General features: G+C 71.2%; 18 protein-coding genes. 10 read left to right on the forward strand and 8 right to left on the reverse strand.

The genetic code is table 11. The features are described from left to right. Window positions 1–61 precede the first annotated feature (61 nt). Window positions 62–1,792 carry a discoidin domain-containing protein gene (locus Vau01_RS34360; RefSeq protein WP_204001571.1) on the reverse strand — a complete coding sequence of 577 codons (1,731 nt, stop codon included), beginning with the start codon at window positions 1,790–1,792 and terminating at the stop codon, window positions 62–64. Window positions 1,793–2,050: 258 nt separating this feature from the next. Here Vau01_RS34360 and Vau01_RS34365 point away from each other — a divergent pair, with 258 nt between their 5' ends. From Vau01_RS34365 to Vau01_RS34405, 9 genes are all read left to right on the forward strand, one after another. Further along, window positions 2,051–3,346 (forward strand): ABC transporter substrate-binding protein, encoded by a 1,296-nt coding sequence (locus Vau01_RS34365; RefSeq protein WP_204001573.1) that lies wholly within the window; start codon window positions 2,051–2,053, stop codon window positions 3,344–3,346. Window positions 3,347–3,353: 7 nt separating this feature from the next. Beyond that, a complete protein-coding gene (locus Vau01_RS34370) occupies window positions 3,354–4,313 on the forward strand; it encodes a carbohydrate ABC transporter permease (protein ID WP_239152079.1) in 960 nt (319 codons plus the stop codon). After that, complete coding sequence (locus Vau01_RS34375) at window positions 4,310–5,137, forward strand: carbohydrate ABC transporter permease (protein ID WP_239152080.1); 828 nt, start codon at window positions 4,310–4,312, stop codon at window positions 5,135–5,137. The genes Vau01_RS34370 and Vau01_RS34375 overlap by 4 nt, the downstream gene beginning before the upstream one ends. Window positions 5,138–5,151: 14 nt before the next feature. Then, entirely contained in the window at window positions 5,152–5,658 is a 507-nt protein-coding gene (gene ybiA, locus Vau01_RS34380) for a riboflavin biosynthesis intermediates N-glycosidase (protein ID WP_373320341.1), read from the forward strand. Next, complete coding sequence (locus Vau01_RS34385) at window positions 5,655–5,939, forward strand: putative quinol monooxygenase (protein WP_204001577.1); 285 nt, start codon at window positions 5,655–5,657, stop codon at window positions 5,937–5,939. Before ybiA ends, Vau01_RS34385 begins: the two co-directional genes overlap by 4 nt. 409 nt (window positions 5,940–6,348) lie before the next feature. After that, window positions 6,349–6,876 carry a PadR family transcriptional regulator gene (locus Vau01_RS34390; RefSeq protein WP_204001580.1) on the forward strand — a complete coding sequence of 176 codons (528 nt, stop codon included), beginning with the start codon at window positions 6,349–6,351 and terminating at the stop codon, window positions 6,874–6,876. Beyond that, complete coding sequence (locus tag Vau01_RS34395; protein WP_204001703.1) at window positions 6,876–7,553, forward strand: ABC transporter ATP-binding protein; 678 nt, start codon at window positions 6,876–6,878, stop codon at window positions 7,551–7,553. The genes Vau01_RS34390 and Vau01_RS34395 overlap by 1 nt, the downstream gene beginning before the upstream one ends. Then, entirely contained in the window at window positions 7,550–9,763 is a 2,214-nt protein-coding gene (locus Vau01_RS34400) for an FtsX-like permease family protein (RefSeq protein ID WP_204001583.1), read from the forward strand. The genes Vau01_RS34395 and Vau01_RS34400 overlap by 4 nt, the downstream gene beginning before the upstream one ends. 81 nt (window positions 9,764–9,844) lie before the next feature. Beyond that, window positions 9,845–10,189: a hypothetical protein gene (locus Vau01_RS34405; RefSeq protein ID WP_204001586.1), complete on the forward strand. Its 345-nt coding sequence runs from the start codon at window positions 9,845–9,847 to the stop codon at window positions 10,187–10,189. Here the strand turns inward: Vau01_RS34405 and Vau01_RS34410 are convergent. The 6 genes from Vau01_RS34410 to Vau01_RS34435 form a co-directional block, all read right to left on the reverse strand. Continuing rightward, window positions 10,119–11,096, reverse strand: coding sequence for a molybdopterin-dependent oxidoreductase (locus tag Vau01_RS34410; protein ID WP_204001589.1), 978 nt, complete (start codon window positions 11,094–11,096; stop codon window positions 10,119–10,121). The two genes, Vau01_RS34405 and Vau01_RS34410, sit on opposite strands and share 71 nt — an antisense overlap. Window positions 11,097–11,116: 20 nt before the next feature. Beyond that, entirely contained in the window at window positions 11,117–11,689 is a 573-nt protein-coding gene (locus Vau01_RS34415) for a hypothetical protein (RefSeq protein WP_204001592.1), read from the reverse strand. Window positions 11,690–11,755: 66 nt separating this feature from the next. After that, on the reverse strand, window positions 11,756–12,409 hold the full coding sequence (locus tag Vau01_RS34420; protein ID WP_239152081.1) for a response regulator: 654 nt from the start codon (window positions 12,407–12,409) through the stop codon (window positions 11,756–11,758). Next, a complete protein-coding gene (locus Vau01_RS34425; RefSeq protein ID WP_204001595.1) occupies window positions 12,406–13,494 on the reverse strand; it encodes a sensor histidine kinase in 1,089 nt (362 codons plus the stop codon). The genes Vau01_RS34420 and Vau01_RS34425 overlap by 4 nt, the downstream gene beginning before the upstream one ends. Before the next feature lie 23 nt (window positions 13,495–13,517). After that, window positions 13,518–13,964 (reverse strand): iron chaperone, encoded by a 447-nt coding sequence (locus Vau01_RS34430; RefSeq protein WP_204001597.1) that lies wholly within the window; start codon window positions 13,962–13,964, stop codon window positions 13,518–13,520. Window positions 13,965–13,993: 29 nt separating this feature from the next. After that, window positions 13,994–14,449 (reverse strand): carboxymuconolactone decarboxylase family protein, encoded by a 456-nt coding sequence (locus Vau01_RS34435; protein WP_204001600.1) that lies wholly within the window; start codon window positions 14,447–14,449, stop codon window positions 13,994–13,996. Window positions 14,450–14,620: 171 nt separating this feature from the next. Between Vau01_RS34435 and Vau01_RS34440 the strand changes: the two genes are divergently transcribed. Continuing rightward, window positions 14,621–16,840: an ATP-binding protein gene (locus Vau01_RS34440; RefSeq protein ID WP_239152082.1), complete on the forward strand. Its 2,220-nt coding sequence runs from the start codon at window positions 14,621–14,623 to the stop codon at window positions 16,838–16,840. On the opposite strand, the gene Vau01_RS34445 is transcribed toward Vau01_RS34440, so the two are convergent. Continuing rightward, complete coding sequence (locus Vau01_RS34445) at window positions 16,781–17,329, reverse strand: DoxX family protein (RefSeq protein WP_204001607.1); 549 nt, start codon at window positions 17,327–17,329, stop codon at window positions 16,781–16,783. The genes Vau01_RS34440 and Vau01_RS34445 overlap by 60 nt on opposite strands. Window positions 17,330–17,396 lie beyond the last annotated feature (67 nt).

Here is a 17,396-nt window from a genome sequence, read left to right on the forward strand (position 1 = left end):
CCGTACACAACTGCAAGATCGACGCACGCCAGGGGTGGGCCAGGGGTGGGCCGGGGGTGGTTCAGCGGGTGCCGAGGATCGCCATCTCGGCGACCTCCGCGCCGCGGGGGATCGCCACGCGGACGTAGCGGGCCAGAGCGGTGAAGAGGGTCTGCGAGGGGATTGGTCCACTGTGGACCTTGGTCCAGTGGTGACCGTCCATTGAGGACTCGACGACCACCCGGCCATGGGGTGCGCGGCCGGCCCAGTCGATCTGGATGCCGGTCAGTTCGCGGACGGCGCCCAGGTCGACCTTCCAGTGCGGGTCGCGGTCGAAGCGGGACGGCTCCCACGTCGTCCACGCCCTGCCGTCGTTGGCGGCCGACGCCGGGTGCCGGTGCGTCGCGGAGGACGCCCACGCGCATCGCGCCCGGGCGTGGTCGGCCGGCTTCTCCTCGGCGGTGTAGCGGCTGTAGTTGTAGAGGCGCTTGGCCTGCGGCAGCGGCCGGCCGGTCACCTTGGCGTTCAGGTCGCACGGGCCGGTCGAGTAGACGTACGCGCGGTCGCCCATCACGTAGTCGACCACCTCGCCGCGGTCGTCGCCGCACAGGTCGCCGCGCACCATCCGGCCGTCGACGGGGAACGTCGCGACGCGCGCGCCGGTGCCGTCGAAGATGCCGGCGATCTCGCCGCAGCCCCGGTTCCAGACGAGCATGTGGTCGGCGTGGCGGCCGTCCCAGTTGTGCAGGGGCTCCATGACCGTGCCCCAGCAACCCAACGTCGTCCGGTGTTCCTGCCACAACGTGGTGCCGTCGGAACCCACCAGATACAACGCGTCCTTGCCGGTGGTCGCCGTGCGGTCGACGCGGTCGAGGCCGGCCAGTTCCAGGCCGGGCAGGTCGGGCCGGAAGTCGCCGAGCGCGACCTGTTGCGCCTCCACGGCGTCGGGGTTGCTGTACAGCAGCGCGCCGTCGGACCGGTACACGTTCGTGCTGCCGCCACCGAGGCCGGCACCGCCGAACGCGATGTCCTCGACGCCGTCACCGTCGACGTCGGCCACCCCGATGGAGTCGGCGTGGTCGGCCATGTCGGCGGTCCAGATCACCTGCCCGTCGGGCGTGAGGACGTCGTAGCCGGCGATCAGTTCCTGCCGGCCGTCGCCGGTGAAGTCGTGCGGATACGGGCGGTGGCCGGTGTTTCCGGCGTGCGTCCACAGTAGACGGCCCTCGTTGTCGAGCGCCCAGACGTTGTTGTAGCGGTCCTTCAGCACGATGTCCTGCGGCGTCGGCGTGCCGCGGAAGTTCGCGATGACGATCGTGTCGTGCGCCTCCGGGTGCGGCAGCGGGAACGCCTTCTGCAGCGCGCCGGTGGCGCCGTCGAAGATGCGGAACTCGTCGGACATCACGGCGAGCACGTCGTTGTCGCCGTCGGCGTCGATGTCGTAGATCTCGGCCGGGATGTCGGTGCCGTTGTTGGTGACGCGCGGGTCGGGCGTGCCGATCTGCCACAACTGCGCGCCGCTCAGGTCGTACGCGGTCAGCGCCTGCACCTGGCGTCCGATGTACCGGTCGTCGGCGGAGTACGTCGGCTGCATCGTCACCAGATCGAGGCGGCCGTCGCCGGACACGTCGCCGAGCAGGAACCGCGCGCCGGTGCCCCCGGAACTGACGTCGACGCTCGTCACCAGTTGCGGTTCCACGCTCGGGGCGGGCGGCGCGGCGCCCGCGGTGGTCGGGGCCGCGAGCGCGCTCACGCTCGCGACCAACCCGATACATGACGCCGTGAGCGTCCGCCGGGTACGGAAAGTGGGCATGCCTGTCTCCTCTGCGGGTGTGCAGCGGATGACGGACTTTGTTGGGCGGCCAGCCAAACTTTGCCATCAGCGGCCACTGCCGCGCAACCGCAACCCGGGCTCCTTGACAGGGCCTCCGGGGCGGGTCTAGCTTCCCTCCAAGCGGATGACTTGAAATGTTTCAATTCCCATGTGATCTTTAGGAAAGCGCTTACCTCAGGGTGAGCGCCCGTCGAACACCCGCCCCACCGCCGATCGCACGTTCGTGGGAGGAATGCCATGCGGCACGCCGCACGCTGGGCGTCCAGATTTGCAGCTGTCATTGCGTTGACGCTCGTCGCGAGCACCGCGGTCGCCTGCGGTGACGACGACGAGGGGAGCGGCGGCGGCAACGTCACGCTCCGCTTCACCTGGTGGGGCAACGCCGACCGGGCCGATCTCACCGAGAAGGCCATCGACCTGTTCGAGGCCAAACACACCAACATCAAGGTGGAGACCTCCTTCGCGGAGTTCAACGCCTACTTCCAGAAGATGGCCACCGAGATCGCCGGCGGTAGCGCGCCCGACGTGCTGCAGATGGACTACCGCTACGTGCGCGAGTACGCCGACCGCAACGTGCTGCGCGAGTTCGGCACCAAGGGCGCGAAGGTCGACACGTCGAAGATGGCGAAGAGCCTGCTGAACGGCGGCACCGTCAACGGCAAGCTGTACTCCATCCCGATGGGCCAGAACACGCAGGAGTTCATGTACGACCCGGCCGCCTGGCAGACCGCCGGCGCCACCGCACCCAAGGACGGCTGGACGTGGGCCGACCTGGAGGCGGCGGCCACGAAGGTGAGCCAGTCCACTGGAAACAAGGTGCGCGGGATCTCCGACTTCGGGCCGATCGAGGACTGGTTCGAGGTGTGGCTGCGGCAGCAGGGCAAGACCCTGTACACCAACGAGGGGAAGATCGGCTACACCGCGGCCGACGTCCAGAAGTACTGGGAGATGGCCGACAGGTTGCGTCGCAGCGGCGCCGCCACGCAGGCCGACGTCACCTCGAAGCTCGACGGTTCGCAGGCGAACGACCCGGTGACGCAGAAGACCGCGTCGTCCGGCTTCGGCTACGACTCCGGTCTCACGCCGAAGACGTGGGAGATCATGGGACGCGAGATGAAGATCTCGCCGTTCCCCAGCGACAGCGACAACCTCGGCCAGTACGCCAAGCCGTCGATGCTGATCTCGATCTCGGCCAAGTCGGAGCACCCGAAGGAGGCCGCGCAGCTCATCGACTTCCTGCTCAACGACGCGGAGGCCGGCAAGGTGCTCGGAACGTCCCGCGGCATGCCGGTCAACAGCGACATCCGGGCGAGCGTCGGTGGCGGGCTCACCGGTCCGCCGAAGGTCGCCTTCGAGTTCGAGACGGCCGTGCTGCCCAAGCTGAAGGACGCCCCGCCGCCCCCGCCGAAGGGTGCCGGTGCGGTGAAGACGGCCTTCCAGCGCACGTACGACGACGTGATGTTCCAGCGGTCGGCGATACCGGCCGCCGCGGAGAAGTTCATGAACGAGGCCAAGCAGGCGCTGTCCTCGTGATGTCAGAGTGACGATCACGGAAACCCGACCGGCCGGGTCGAAAGGCCCGGCCGGGCCGCAACGGACGAAGAAGCACCACCGCTACGGCGAGCGGCCGGGGATCGCCTACCTGTTCCTCTCGCCGTGGGTGGCCGGCGCGCTGCTGCTCACCCTCGGGCCGATGCTCGCGTCGCTGTACCTCTCCTTCACCGACTACGACCTGTTCACCTCGCCCGAGTGGGTGGGACTGGACAACTACAAGCGGATGTTCACCGAGGATCCGCGGTTCTGGTCGTCGGTGTGGGTCACCACGAAGTACGTGCTCATCTCGGTCCCCTTGAAACTGACCGCGGCCCTGGCGGTCGCGTTGCTGCTGAACCGCGGCGGACGCATGCAGGGCTTCTACCGCTCCGCGTTCTACGCGCCGTCGCTGCTCGGCGCGAGCGTCGCCGTCGCGCTGGTGTGGCGCGTCGTGTTCGACAACGGCGGCCCGATCGACCGCGCGCTCAACACGGTCGGCCTGACCACCGGTGGCTGGACGTCGAACCCGACGTACGCGCTCTACTCGATCGTGCTGCTGGCGGTGTGGCAGTTCGGCGCGCCGATGGTCATCTTCCTGGCCGGCCTCAAGCAGATCCCGCCGGAGCTGTACGACGCGGCCGCGATCGACGGCGCCGGGTGGTGGCAGTCGTTCCGGTCGATCACCATTCCGATGCTGTCGCCGGTGATCCTGTTCAACCTGGTGCTGGAGACGATCCACGCGTTCCAGGCGTTCACGCCGGCGTTCATCGTGAGCGGCGGCCGCGGCGGGCCGAGCGACTCGACGTTGTTCTACACGCTGTACCTGTACCAGCGCGGCTTCACCGACTTCCGGATGGGCTACGCGTCGGCGATGGCGTGGATGCTGCTGATCGTGATCGCCGCGGTGACGGCGCTGCTGTTCCGCACGTCGCGGTCGTGGGTGTTCTACGCGGGGGGCGACAAGTGAGGCGGGTCGGTTGGCACATCGTGTGCCTCACGCTGCTGGCGGTGCTGCTGTACCCGATCGTGTGGCTCGTGTCGATGTCGTTCAAGCCGACCGAGGAGATCCTGTCGAGCCTCTCGCTGCTGCCGAAGCGGTTCGTGTTCGGCAACTACACCGACGCGCTGGCCGGCTCCGGCGGCGTCTCGGCGTGGCAGTTCTTCGCCAACTCGGTGATCGTCTCGGTGCTGGCGGTCGTCGGCAACCTGGTGGCGTGCACGCTGGCCGCGTACGCCTTCGCGCGGCTGCAGTTCCGGCTGCGTAAGGTGCTGTTCGCGGTGATGCTGGCGACGATCATGCTGCCCGCGCACGTGGTGCTCATCCCGCAGTACACGATCTTCAACGAGCTCGGGATGGTCGACACGTTCTGGCCGTTGGCGTTGCCGAAGTTCCTCGCCACCGACGCGTTCTTCATCTTCCTGATCGTGCAGTTCATGCGCGGCCTGCCCGACGAACTGGCCGACGCCGCCCGCATCGACGGCTGCGGCCCGATCCGCACGTTCGGGTACGTGGTGCTGCCGCTGTCGCGCCCCGCGCTCGTCACCACCGGGATCTTCACGTTCATCTGGACCTGGAACGATTTCCTGTCCCAGCTGATCTACCTGAGCACGCCGGCGAAGTACACGCTGCCGCTGGCGCTGCGGCTCTACATCGACCAGACCAGCGAGACGTCGTACGGCGCGATGTTCGCGATGTCGGTGCTCACGCTGCTGCCGATCGGGCTGTTCTTCCTCGTGTTCCAACGGATGCTGGTGCAGGGCGTAACCACGTCGGGCATGGGCGGCGCCTGAGGCATAGTGGGCGGGTGAAATACCTGTTCTTCTGGGGTCACCAGCCGTCGCGCGACGGGAGCATCACCGCCAGCTGCCTGAGCCAGTGGTGGCCGGCGCCGTTCACCGTCGACGGCCGCGTCTTCCCGACGGCCGAGCACTACATGATGTGGTCGAAGGCGATGCTGTTCGGCGACGATTCCGTGGCTTCGCGCGTGCTTGAGGCCGGCCACCCGAACCAGGCGAAGACGCTGGGCCGCCAGGTGAGCGGCTTCGACGAGGACCGGTGGGTGGCCGCCCGCTACGACATCGTGGTGGCCGGCAGCGTGGCGAAGTTCGGCCAGCACGACGACCTTCGGGCGTACCTGCTGGGCACCGGCGATCGCGTGCTGGTCGAGGCGAGCCCGCTCGACCGCGTCTGGGGCATCGGCCTCACCGCCGACGACGAGCGGGCCCGGTCGCCCGAGCGCTGGGAGGGCCTCAACCTGTTGGGCTACGCCCTGATGGACGCCCGCACGAAACTCCGCGAGGACGCCGAATGATCATCATCGCCGGACACATCACCGTCGACCCCACCGACCGCGGCCGCTACCTGGAAGCGGTCGCGGATGTCGCGCCCCAGGCCCGCGCGTTCGCCGGCTGCCTCGACTTCGTGCAGGCGGCCGACCCGATCGAGCCCGGCCGCATCAACATCTACGAACGCTGGACCGACGACGAGGCCCTCCACCGCTTCCGTGAATCGGGCGGCGCCGGCCCGGACGCCCCGCCAATCCGCGCAGCGGACGTCAAGAAGTACCGCATCGCCGCGGTGGAGTCCCCCTGACCGAGTCGATCTTGCAGTTGTGCTCGCTGTTTTGGGGGGTTTCATCCCGCTTTCAAGCGGACACAACTGCAAGATCGCCTGCGCCGCGCGCCGCGCCGCGTCGCGTCGCCGGGTAGTTCTGGCGGCGGATCTTGGACTCCCAAGGGTGCTATAACACCCACGAGAGTCCAAGATCTACAACTGGTCACGCTGTGATGCGACAAAGCGCACAAATCGACCCGATAGTGGCCGCATCGCGGCGGCAATAGGCCCTGACCCCGTCGATCTTGCAGTTGTGGTGCCGGAATCACCCGATATCGACCCGGTTTGCGAGGCACCACAACTGCAAGATCGACTTTGCGGGGCGGAGCGTGAGGGATGTGCGCTGGGGGTATATACGCGGGGTATACCCTCGGGGTAGGGTGCTGGCATGAGCGTTCCTCTCACTCTGCTTGGCCTGCTTGAACGGGAGCCCAGCCATGGGTACGACCTCAAGCGCGACTACGACATGTTCTTCGGGCGGGGCAGGCCGCTGCCGTTCGGGCAGGTCTACGCGACGCTCGGGCGGCTGGCCCGCGACGGCAAGGTGGTCATCGGCGAGGTCGAGCCCGGGGTGGGTCCCGACCGTAAGCGTTACGTGATCACGGAGGTCGGCGCCACCGAGGTCGGCACGTGGCTGGCCGAGCCGGTCGAGCCGGAGCCGCACCTGCAGACGGTGCTGTTCTCCAAGGTCGTCCTGGCTCTGATGCTCGGCCGCCCGGCCGAGGAGTACCTCGACGCCCAGCGGAACGCCCACATCGTGCGCATGCGCGACCTCACCGAGCTCAAGCGCACCGGTGAACTCGTCGACGCCCTGCTCGCCGACCACGGCCTGTTCCACCTGGAAGCCGACCTGCGCTGGATCGACATGACCGTCGCCCGGCTCGACGCCCTGCGCGAGGCGGTGGTGCGCCGATGATCGAGGCGATGATCGAGGCCAAGGGCGTCAAGCTCAGCTTCGGGCAGACCCCGGCCCTGCGCGGCGCCGATCTCGCGGTCGAACAGGGGGAGATCGTCGCGGTCATGGGGCCCAGCGGGTCGGGCAAGTCGACGCTGCTGCACTGCCTGGCCGGCATCCTCGTGCCCGACGAGGGGGAGATCCACTTCGGCGGGCAGCGGATCGACACGCTCGGCGAGACCGAGCGCAGCGCGCTGCGTCGCGACCGCTGCGGGTTCGTGTTCCAGTTCGGCCAGCTCGTGCCGGAGCTCACCGCCGAGGAGAACGTGGCGCTGCCGTTGCTGCTCGCCGGCGTCCGCCGGGCGAAGGCCGTCGCGGCGACCGCGCCGTGGTTCGCCAAGCTCGGTCTGGACGGCCTCGAGCGCCGCCGGTCGGGCGAACTGTCCGGTGGGCAGGCGCAGCGGGTGGCGCTCGCCCGGGGCCTGGTGGCCGAGCCGTCGGTGCTGTTCGCCGACGAGCCCACCGGCGCGCTCGACTCGCTCACCGGCGAACAGGTGATGGACCTGCTGGTCGCGTCCGCGCGGGAGCAGGGCACCACGGTCGTGCTGGTCACCCACGAGGCCCGGGTGGCGGCGTACGCCGACCGGCACGTGATGGTCCGCGATGGCAAGGTCGCGTCCCTGGCAGCGGCCTCATGATCCGGTTCGGCCTGCGGCTCGCCGTCGCCAGCGGGCGGGAGGCCGTCGCGCGGCTGGTCGTCATCGCCGCGGCGGTGGCGGTCGGCGTGGGCATGCTGCTCGCCGTGGTGGCCGGAACGAACGCCGTCGACGCGCAGAACGCCCGCTACGCGTGGCTGAACACCAGCCTGGAGCCGACCACCGTCGACGGGAACGGTCCGCTGTGGTGGTTGATCCGCATGGACCGCTACGACGGAAGAGCGATCGTGCAGATCGACGTCGCCACCATCGACGGCGCCGCCGCGCCGCTGCCGCCCGGAATGTCGCGGCTGCCCGGTCCGGGGGAGTACTACGTGTCCCCGGCGCTGGCCGACCTGATCGCGAAGACCCCGGCCGACCAGCTCGGCGACCGCTACGTTGGCCGGCCGGCGGGCACGCTCGGCGACGCGGCGCTGCCCGGCCCCGAGGCGCTGATCGCGGTGGTCGGGCACGCGCCCGACGAGCTGGCCGGCCAGCCCGGCGCCCGGCGGGTCGGCTCGATCATGGCCGTCGACCCGAAGGACTGCGAGAGGTGCTACGTCGGCAACGGCGAGGACGCGATCAAGATGCTGCTGGCGATCGTCGGCGCGGCGATCCTGTTCCCGCTGCTGATCCTCGTCGCCGGCGCCACCCGGCTCACCGCGGCCCGGCGCGAACAGCGGTTCGCCGCGATGCGGCTGGTCGGGGCCACGCCCCGGCAGGTGTCGGTGATCTCGGCGGTGGAGTCGACCACGTCGGCCGTGATCGGCACCGTCGCCGGCTTCGGGCTGTACCTGGCGATCCGGCCGGCCATGCTGTCGATCGCGTTCACGCTCGAACCGTTCCACTCCGCCGACCTGGCACTGACCCCGCTCGACGTGCTCGTGGTCGCGCTCGGCGTCCCCGTGCTCGCCGCGCTGTCGGCGCGGGTCGCGATGCGCCGGGTCCGCATCTCGCCGCTGGGGGTGGTGCGCCGGGTCACGCCGCGTCCGCCGACGGCGTGGCGGCTGATTCCGCTGCTGCTGGGCGTCCTCGAGCTCGTGTATTTCGTCGGACGCCGACCGCCAACGTCCGACCAGCAGATCATGGCCTACATCTCCGGAATTCTGCTGATGATGATCGGTCTGGTGATCGCCGGGCCGTGGCTGACCATGACCGGGTCGCGGCTGCTCGCGCTGCGGTCGGGTCGGCCGGCGACGCTGATCGCCGGCCGGCGTCTCGCCGACGACCCGCGGGCCGGGTTCCGCGCGGTCAGCGGGCTCATGCTGGCGCTGTTCGTCACCAGCGTGGCCACCGGCGTGATCACCACGATCGTCGCCGAGCGCGGACCGGGCGCCGGCGGCGCGGCCTTCTCGAACGCGGTGGCGGTGACGTTCCACGAGGGGCCGATCCAGGCCGACCGGGCACGGCTCGACGGGCTCTCCGCCGACCTGCGCGCCATCCCGGGCACCCGCAGTGTCACGGTGGTGCGGGAGAACGCCGACTTCCCGTCGCCGGCCGCGGAACTGCCCGGCTTCGTGTCGTGCGCCGTCCTCGCCGCCGATCCGGCGTTGGGCCACTGCGCGCCGGGCGCGCAGGTCGCGCAGGTCGCCGACGGTCTGGTCGACTGGCGCGACAACGAGGACAACGCCCTGCCCTGGCCGACCGCCGACATCGCGCCGGCCGACCTGGACGCGCTGCCGGTGGCGTCGATCGTGGTGAACACCGACGGCTCGACGGCCGCGCTGGAACGGGCCCGCACCGAGTTGAGCGCCGCGTTCCCGTTCGTCCGGTTCGCCGGCACCGCGGGCGAGTGGGAGAGCGACTTCACCAACACGCTGGTGCAGTGGCAGCGGCTGGCCAACGTCGTGATCCTCACCAGCCTGGCCATCGCCGGGTGCAGCCTCGCGGTGAGCGTCGCGGGCGGGATCAGCGAACGGAAGCGCCCGTTCAGCCTGCTCCGGCTCACCGGCGTGCCGCTGTCGGTGCTGCGGCGGGTCCTCATCCTGGAAAGCGCCGTGCCGCTGCTGGTGGTGGCGGTCCTGGCGATCGGCGGCGGTTTCCTGGCGGCGCAACTGTTCCTGCGGTCGCAGTTCAGGTACGACCTGGTGACGCCGCATCCGGCCTACTACCTGATCGTGGGCGCCGGCCTGATCGCGTCGCTGGCGATCATCGCGTCGACCCTGCCGCTGCTGGGCCGCATCACCGGCCCGCAGACCGCCCGCAACGGCTGACCGTCCTATGCCTCCGGGTGGGGGTGGGAACCCTGCCGGAGCACGACGACCGTGGATGGTCGCGGCCATACCGTGAGTCGCATGAAGAAGTGGGTGACAGCAATCGCCGTGCTGGTGGGCCTTTCCGCGGTCGGCTCGCTCGTCTACTGGCAGTGGGACCCGATCTGGGCGTTCGTTTTCTCGCCGGTCGGTGGCTTCGTCACGAAGATCCTGTTCACGACGAAGGCGGTGAAGGTGGTCGTGGGCGCGGGGGTCGCGGTGGCGGCGGGCGTGGTCGCGGTGCGGAGGAAACTGTGTCGGGGGACGCCGGAGCCGGAACTCGCACCACCGGTGTACGGCCCACCGGAAGAGAGCCTCACGCCAGCGGGAACGGCGACTGCCACCACCACGGAGTCGGCGAAAGCTCCAGCGTCTCAACCCATTTGACCCACCAGAAGCCGCGCCGCCCCGGCGCCACCAACCGCGCCGGATACCCGTGGCCGGGCGACAACGGCCGCCCGCCGACGGCGATCGCGAGCAGCAACGAGTCGACGTCGTCGACCGGGAACCGCACCTGGTACCCGGTCGACGATCGCACGAGGAGACTGCGGGCGTCGCCGACCGGCCCGATCAGGTCCCGCACCGGCACGCCCGACCAGTCCTGCTCGGCGTACCAGCCCGACGTGCAGTCCAGCAGTGCCCGCCGGGTCACCGACCGTCCACTGAGGTCGGACAGGGAATACGACGCATCCCCCACGGTGAGGCGCCAGGCGTCGATGGTGGGCACGGTGTCGTTGAGCCAGATCGTGTTGGGCATCGCGGAAGGCTCGAACGAGCCGCGTTCGTACGAGCCGGTGAACCGCCGCCGGGCGCCGGGCGCGCCGGCCAGTTCGACCACGCCGGCGGTCGCCGCGTAGACGCCGGCGGCGCCGCCGAGCAGAAGACCCGTCCGCAGCGCGGTCCGCCGGGACAGGTCGGTTCTTCTGGGACGCACGAAGCGCGCGACGAGATGCCACAGCAGCACGGGCACGAGGGCCAGCGCCAGCGCGATGTGCAGCCACAGCCCGTCGATCCCCGACACCGTACGCAGAAAACCCGTGCTGTACCCGAATCCCAGCACCAGCACGGCGACCGCAAAGGCCGCGAGCACCAGCGACAGCCACCGGGTGCGGCGCGCCTGCCGCAGGCCGGCCCGGATCACCCGCAGCTTCGCCGGAACGAGCAGCACCAGGAGGATTCCGGCGCCGCCATGCCCGATCACCACCCACCGGCCCGCGGCCGTGCCGCTGGCGACCGCGCCCGCACCGGTGGCGAACACGATCAGCAACGCGGCGAGCAGCGTCAGGTTGGTCACCCGGGCCGACGGTAATCGTTTCATGCCGGTACCAAGGTACGCCGCGACGACGACGTCCAGACCGTGGCGGACAACCAGATCAGCGACGCCGCGGCCAGCAGGTGCACGGCGCTCGTCAGCGGGGTGTCGTCGAGCGGCGCCAGCAGTGCCAGCAGCGGCAGCGTCACCGTGTAGCCCCACGCCGGAACGGCCGGGAACACGCGGTCGCGGATCATCGTGGCGCCGAACAGCACCGTGCCGGCCACGAACACCAGCCCGCAGATCCGCACCACCGCACCGGTCGGACCGTCGAGCACGTCCTCGACCACGGCGTCGGAGAGGAAGAACAGCACCAGGTTCAGCGCGAACGCGACGCCCGCGAACAGCCCCAGGCCGATCGCGTTCAGCCCGTACGCCACCGCGCGGAACGTGCCGGATCCGTTGCCCCGCAACAGAAAGAACGCGGTGAGCGCGGGCGGACCGAACGCGACGCCGAGCCCGATCACCAGGCTGGTCGCGGTGGTCTCACCGGTGAACGCCTCCACCGCGCCGGGCACGCCGATCGACAGGCCGAGCACCACCCCGCAGGCGGCGCCGAAACGTAGCAGCATCATGCGGTGACCGTAGGAGCCGGCGGCGGCACCGGAACAGTGACGAATGGCCAACCCGTTGGCCATTCGTCACAGGAAGCCGTGCTCGCGCGCGTACAGCGCGGCCTGCGTCCGGTCGCGCAGCCCGAGCCGGGTGAGGAGCCGCGAGATGTGGTTCTTCACGGTGCCCTCGCTGAGGTGCAGCTGCGTCGCGATCTCGCGGTTGGTGGCACCCCGGGCAATGAACCGGAGCACGTCGAGCTCGCGCGACGTCAGTGGCTGCCCGATGGTCGGTGGTTCCTTTTGTGACGGAGTGAGCGCCGCCGCCACGCGGGCGGCCGCCGCCGGGTCCAGTTGGGCCACGCCCGCGTGCGCCATCCGCACCGCGCCCGCGAGTTCCCGCGCCGGCAGGTCCTTCAACAGGTAACCGGTGGCGCCGGCGCGCATTGCCGGCACGACGTACTCCTCGTCGTCGAACGTCGTCAGCATCACCACGCGGCAGCCGGGTGCCTGCCGCCGGATCGTCTCCAGGGCGGTGATCCCGTCGACGTCGGGCATCCGGACGTCCATCAGCACCACGTCCGGTCGCAGCGTCACGGCCTGTTCCACCGCCTCGCGGCCGTTGGCCGCGGTGCCGACCACGGTGACGCCGGGCTGCAGCCCGAGCAGCGACGCGATGCCGTCGCGGATCAGCCGCTGGTCGTCGACCACGAGCACCCGCACGTCGTCGTCGGACGCGGTCACGCCGGCACGCTCACCGTCAGCCGGGTACCGGCGCCGGGACGGCTGTCGACGTCGACGTTGCCGCCGACCTCCGCGATGCGTTCGCGCATCCCGGTCAACCCGAACCCGGACCGGTCGGGCACGAACCCGCAGCCGTCGTCGGCGACCACCAACGTCACCGCGGACGGTTCGAACGCGAGCCGCACGGTGATCCGTTCGGCGCCGGCGTGCCGGCGGGCGTTGGTGACGCCCTCCTGCGCGGCCCGGTAGACCGCGGTCAGCACGGGCAGCGGGTGCCCGTCCTCGTCTCCCGATACGTCGATCGACACCGGGCCGCCCCCGAGTCCCGCGACGGCGGTGGACAACCGGAACGCTTCGGGATGCAGCGCGCGCACGGACTGCCGCACGTCGTCCAGCGCCTGCCGCACCGCCCGGTGCGCCTCGACGAGCGCCCGGTCGGCGGCGGCCGGGTCGCTGCTCCGGAACGCCGACGCCTGCTCGATGAGGATCGCCGACTCGGTGAGATGGTGGCCGAGCCCGTCGTGGATGTCGCGGGCGAGGCGGTTGCGTTCGGCGACCGTGGACAGCTCCGCCACCTCGGCGGCGTACGCGCGCAACCGGTCGTTGCCCGCCTCCAGCCGCACCCGGAGCCGCCGCTCCTCGACCGCCATCGCCGCCATCGTGATCGCGAGCAGCAGCCCCAGCCCGACCATCAACAGGTCGGTCACCCGCTCCAGGTCGGTCCACCATCGCGGGGTCGAAACCGCGTTCGCGACGACCAGCGCCGCCAGGCAGGCGACCGCGCTCGCGATGCTGGCAACGCGCCCGAACGAGAAGTACGCGATCACCGGGACGAGCACGAACAGCGCCTTCGCGACCCCGGACCCGTCGGCGGCGACCACGAGCAGGTACAACGCCACCCGCACGGCGAACAACAGCACCCGGGACCCGCGACCCCGACGCTCGACCAGGTCGACGGCCACGAGCAGCGCGAGCCCGGCGATCAGCGCCACCGGCCGGGTGTCGCCCAGCCCGGCCGCCCCGGCGTACAACCCGGCCGTGAGCACCGCGGCATACAGAACCGGCGGCACCCACGGCACGTACACGGGTCCAGAGTACGGCGGCGCTTTCAGCTGACGGCCCGCCTGAGGACCGCGGCGAGCGCGGCCTTGGCGTCGGCGGTCAGCTCGGTCACGGCGTACGCGACCGGCCACGCGGTGCCGTCGTCGAGGTTGGCCTCGTCGCTGAAGCCCAGCGTGGCGTACCGGGTCTTGAACTTCGACGCGGGCTGGAAGTGACAGACGATCTTGCCGGCGCGGGCGTAGGCGGGCATGCCGTACCACAGCCGGGGCGTGAGGCCCGGGGCGGTTGCCCTGATCAACGCGTGCACCCGCTCGGCCAGCCGCCGGTCGGCGTCCGCCATCTCGGCGATCTTCGCGAGCACCTCGGCCTCGGGGTCGACGGCTGCCTTGGTGCCCCGGCGGGCACCCTTGATCTCCTTGGCGCGCTCCTTCAGGGCGGCGCGCTCGTCCTCGGTCATGTGGGTCTCGGCGTCGGTGGTGTTCTTCGCGGACATGTCGGTATTCCTCTCGGTCGGGTCGGGGTTCACGGGTTGCCGGCCTGCTGGCGGGTCGGCACGTCGAGGCGGTTGACGGCGTTGGTGACGGCGATGCTGAGCAGCAGCACGGCCAGTTCCTTCTGGTCGAAGTGCTTGGCGGCCACGTCCCACACCGCGTCGGGCACGGGGTCCGGCCGGTCGGCGAGCCGGGTCGCGGCCTCGGTGAGCGCCAGCGCGGCGCGTTCCTCGTCGCTGAACCAGGGCGTCTCCCGCCAGGCCGCGACCGCGTCCACCTGGTTGGTGGTGGCGCCGTGGTGGCGGGCCCGCGCGGCGCCGTCGGCCACGCCCGGGCCGCATCCGTTGATCTGGCTGGCGCGCAGGTGGCTGAGCGCGAGCAGCCTGCCGTCCAGCCCGGCGCCGGCGACGGCCGCGGTGAGGGCCGTGAGGGCCGACCCGGCCGCGGGGATCACCATGGCCGGGTCGGGTACGCGCTCGGTCGGCATCGTTCCCCTCCTTCGTCGTGCGGTTCCGTCGTTTCCGTCGGGAGCAATCCGACCATCGCGGCGCCGCGCAGCGCGTGCCCCGTGGGACACCGTGGGACACGAGCAGGCCCGTGAACAGGGAAAACGTCCTCTAGATCCACCCGCCGGGGCCGGGACAGTACGGTGTTTCGGGTGACCACCCCCCAGGAGCGTCTCGTTGCTCAACTCGCCTCGATCAAGGAGTTGAGCGGGCTCAGCCTGCGTGCCCTCGCGGGCGAGGCCGGCCTGAGCAGCTCCTCGCTGTCGCGGTACCTCACGGGCCGGCTCGTGCCGCCGTGGGAGGCCGTCGTTGCGCTCTGCCGGGCCGTCCGCCGTGACCCCCGGCCGCTGCGCGCGATCTGGGTCGAGGCGTCCCGGGCAGGTCCCGCGCCCGCGCCGCGCCGGAACGACCTGCCGGCCGATCTGTTCGACTTCACCGGCCGCGAGGCGGCGGCCGCCCGGGTGGAGGAGCTGCTCCGCGCGGGCGGCGTGGTCGCGATCGACGGCATGGCGGGTGTGGGCAAGACCAGCCTGGCCGTCCACGTGGCCCACCGGCTCGCCGCGGCGTATCCGGACGGCGGCCTCTACCTCGACCTGCACGGCTTCACCCCGGGCCAGGAACCGCTGGAGCCGCACGCCGCGCTGCGCAACCTGCTGGACGCGCTGGACGTCGCGCAGTCGCCGGCCGGCACCGCCGAACGCGCGTCGCTCTGGCGCTCTGAGCTGTCCCGCCGCCGGGTGCTGGTGGTGCTCGACAACGCCGTCGACGAAGAGCAGGTACGCCCGCTGCTGCCGGGCGCCGGCAGGTCCGCGGCGCTGATCACCAGCCGCCATCGGCTGGTCGAGCTCGACGGGGTGCCGCCGGTCTCGCTCGAACCGCTGACCGACGACGACGCGGCGCACCTGTTCGGCCGCGCGGCCGGGTTCCGGTTCGACGCGCCCGGGTCGGGTGAGGGCGACGCGCCCGGTTCCGGCGAGGGCGACGCGGTCGGCCGGGTGCTGCGGCAGTGCGGCGGCCTGCCACTGGCGCTGCGGATGGCGGGAGCACGGCTGCGCCACCGTCCGGGGTGGACGGTGGCGGTGCTGGCCGAGCGGTTGCGCGACGGCGCCAACCGCTTCGACGCCGTGTTCGGCATGTCGCTGCGGCAGCTCGACGCGGCCCAGCGCCGCATGTTCCGCCTGCTCGGTGTCCTGCCGGGCGCCGACGTCGACACCGCGGCGGCGGCCGCGCTCGCCGACGTGCCGCCCGCGGAGTGCGAGGCGGCGCTGGAGGAACTGCTCGACGCCCACCTGATCGAGGAGACCTCGCCCGGCCGGTACCGCATGCACGACCTGATCCGGCAGTACGCGGCCGACCTCGCCGCCGCGGAGGAGCCGCGCGCCGGGGACGCCCTGCGCCGGGTTCTCGGCCACTACCGGGAGCAGGCGGTCGCCCGGGAACGTGCCGCGGACGCCGCCTGGTTCGACGTCGAGCACGGGAATCTCGTGGCCGCCGTCGACGCCGCGGCGCGGCTGGGCCTGGACGACGTGGTGGCCGACCTGCCGCAGGCCATGCGCGTGTGGTTCTTCCGGCACCGCGGCACCGACGACCAGGGCCGCCTGCTCGAGTCGGCCGCGGCGGCCGCGGGGCGGCTCGGCCGCGACCAGCAGCGGGCCGCGCTGCTCGCCGACCTCGGCTTCGCCCGCGCCGCGGCCGGACGCCTCACCGAGGCGCTCGCGGCGTACGAGGCCGCCGAGCGGGCCGGGCCGTTGGCCGACGACCTCGCCGCGGGGCTGGCGCTGCGCACCGGCTTCGTGCGCCGCGATCTCGGCGACTTCGCGGCGGCCCGGGTGTGCTTCCGGCGGGCCCGGGACCTGTTCGAGCGGCTCGGCCAGCGCGGCGGCCAGTCCCAGGCGCTGGCCTTCGACGGCTGGTCGGCGCTGCGGCTCGGGGAACGCGACGAGGCCGTCGAACTCGCCCGGGCATCCGTCGCGATGGCCACCGGGCCGGCCCGCATCACCGGGCTGGTCACCCTCGGCGTCGCCCTGGCACCGGACGATCCCGCCGAGTCGCTGCACGTACTGCACGAGGCGCTGCGGCTGGCGCAGGACAACGCCCTGCAGCACCAGCAGGCGTGGTGCCACAACTATCTCGGCGTGGCGTTGCGGATCACCGGCTCGTACGACGAGGCGATCGAGCACCACCGGCGGGCCATGGAGCTGCTGGAACCGCTCGCCGAGACGCAACTGGAGCTGGAGGTCCTGCAGACGTACGCCGAGACGTGCCGCGCGGCGGGCCACCCCGACCGGGCGCTGGCGCTGTCGCGGGAACGATCAGAACTGAGCGTGGGTCATCGTGTACCAGGTCGGGACGAACGTCGTCAGGACCAGTAGGCCGAGGACGGCGAGCGACGTGAGCACACGTGCGGTGGTGAGCGGCGCGGGCGCGATGCGCCGGAGCTTCCACCGTCCGACCGCGATGAACGCGGCGACCGCTCCCAGCACGAGGTTGGCCGGCACCAGCGCGTACTCGCCGCGCGTGAGGTGGAAACCGGCCGCCAGGATCATGGTCACCGTCAGGCCGGCGGCGGCGAGCGGCGTCAGTTTCGGCTTCACCCGGGTGATGGCGGGCAGGATCAGACCGATGCCGCCGAGCACCTCGCAAACCCCGATGAAGACGATCAGGGGCTGTGATACCGCGCCGTACCACGCGACGGCCCGGGGCGCTTCCGCATACAGCGTGCCGTCGTACAACAACACCTTGCCGAAACCGCTACCGGCGAAGAAGAAGCCCCACAGGACCTGCAGGGCCCACAGCCCGCCGTTGAGCGTCAGCCACCGTGTGCGTCCGGTGGACCGGGTCACTCCGACATGTGCGCTCATGATCTGACTCCCTCGATCTGCGTGTCTCTGACGGGAGTCATCCGACCATCGCGGCACCCGGCGACGC

This window comes from Virgisporangium aurantiacum, assembly GCF_016863635.1.
Classification (GTDB): Bacteria; Actinomycetota; Actinomycetes; order Mycobacteriales; family Micromonosporaceae; genus Virgisporangium; species Virgisporangium aurantiacum.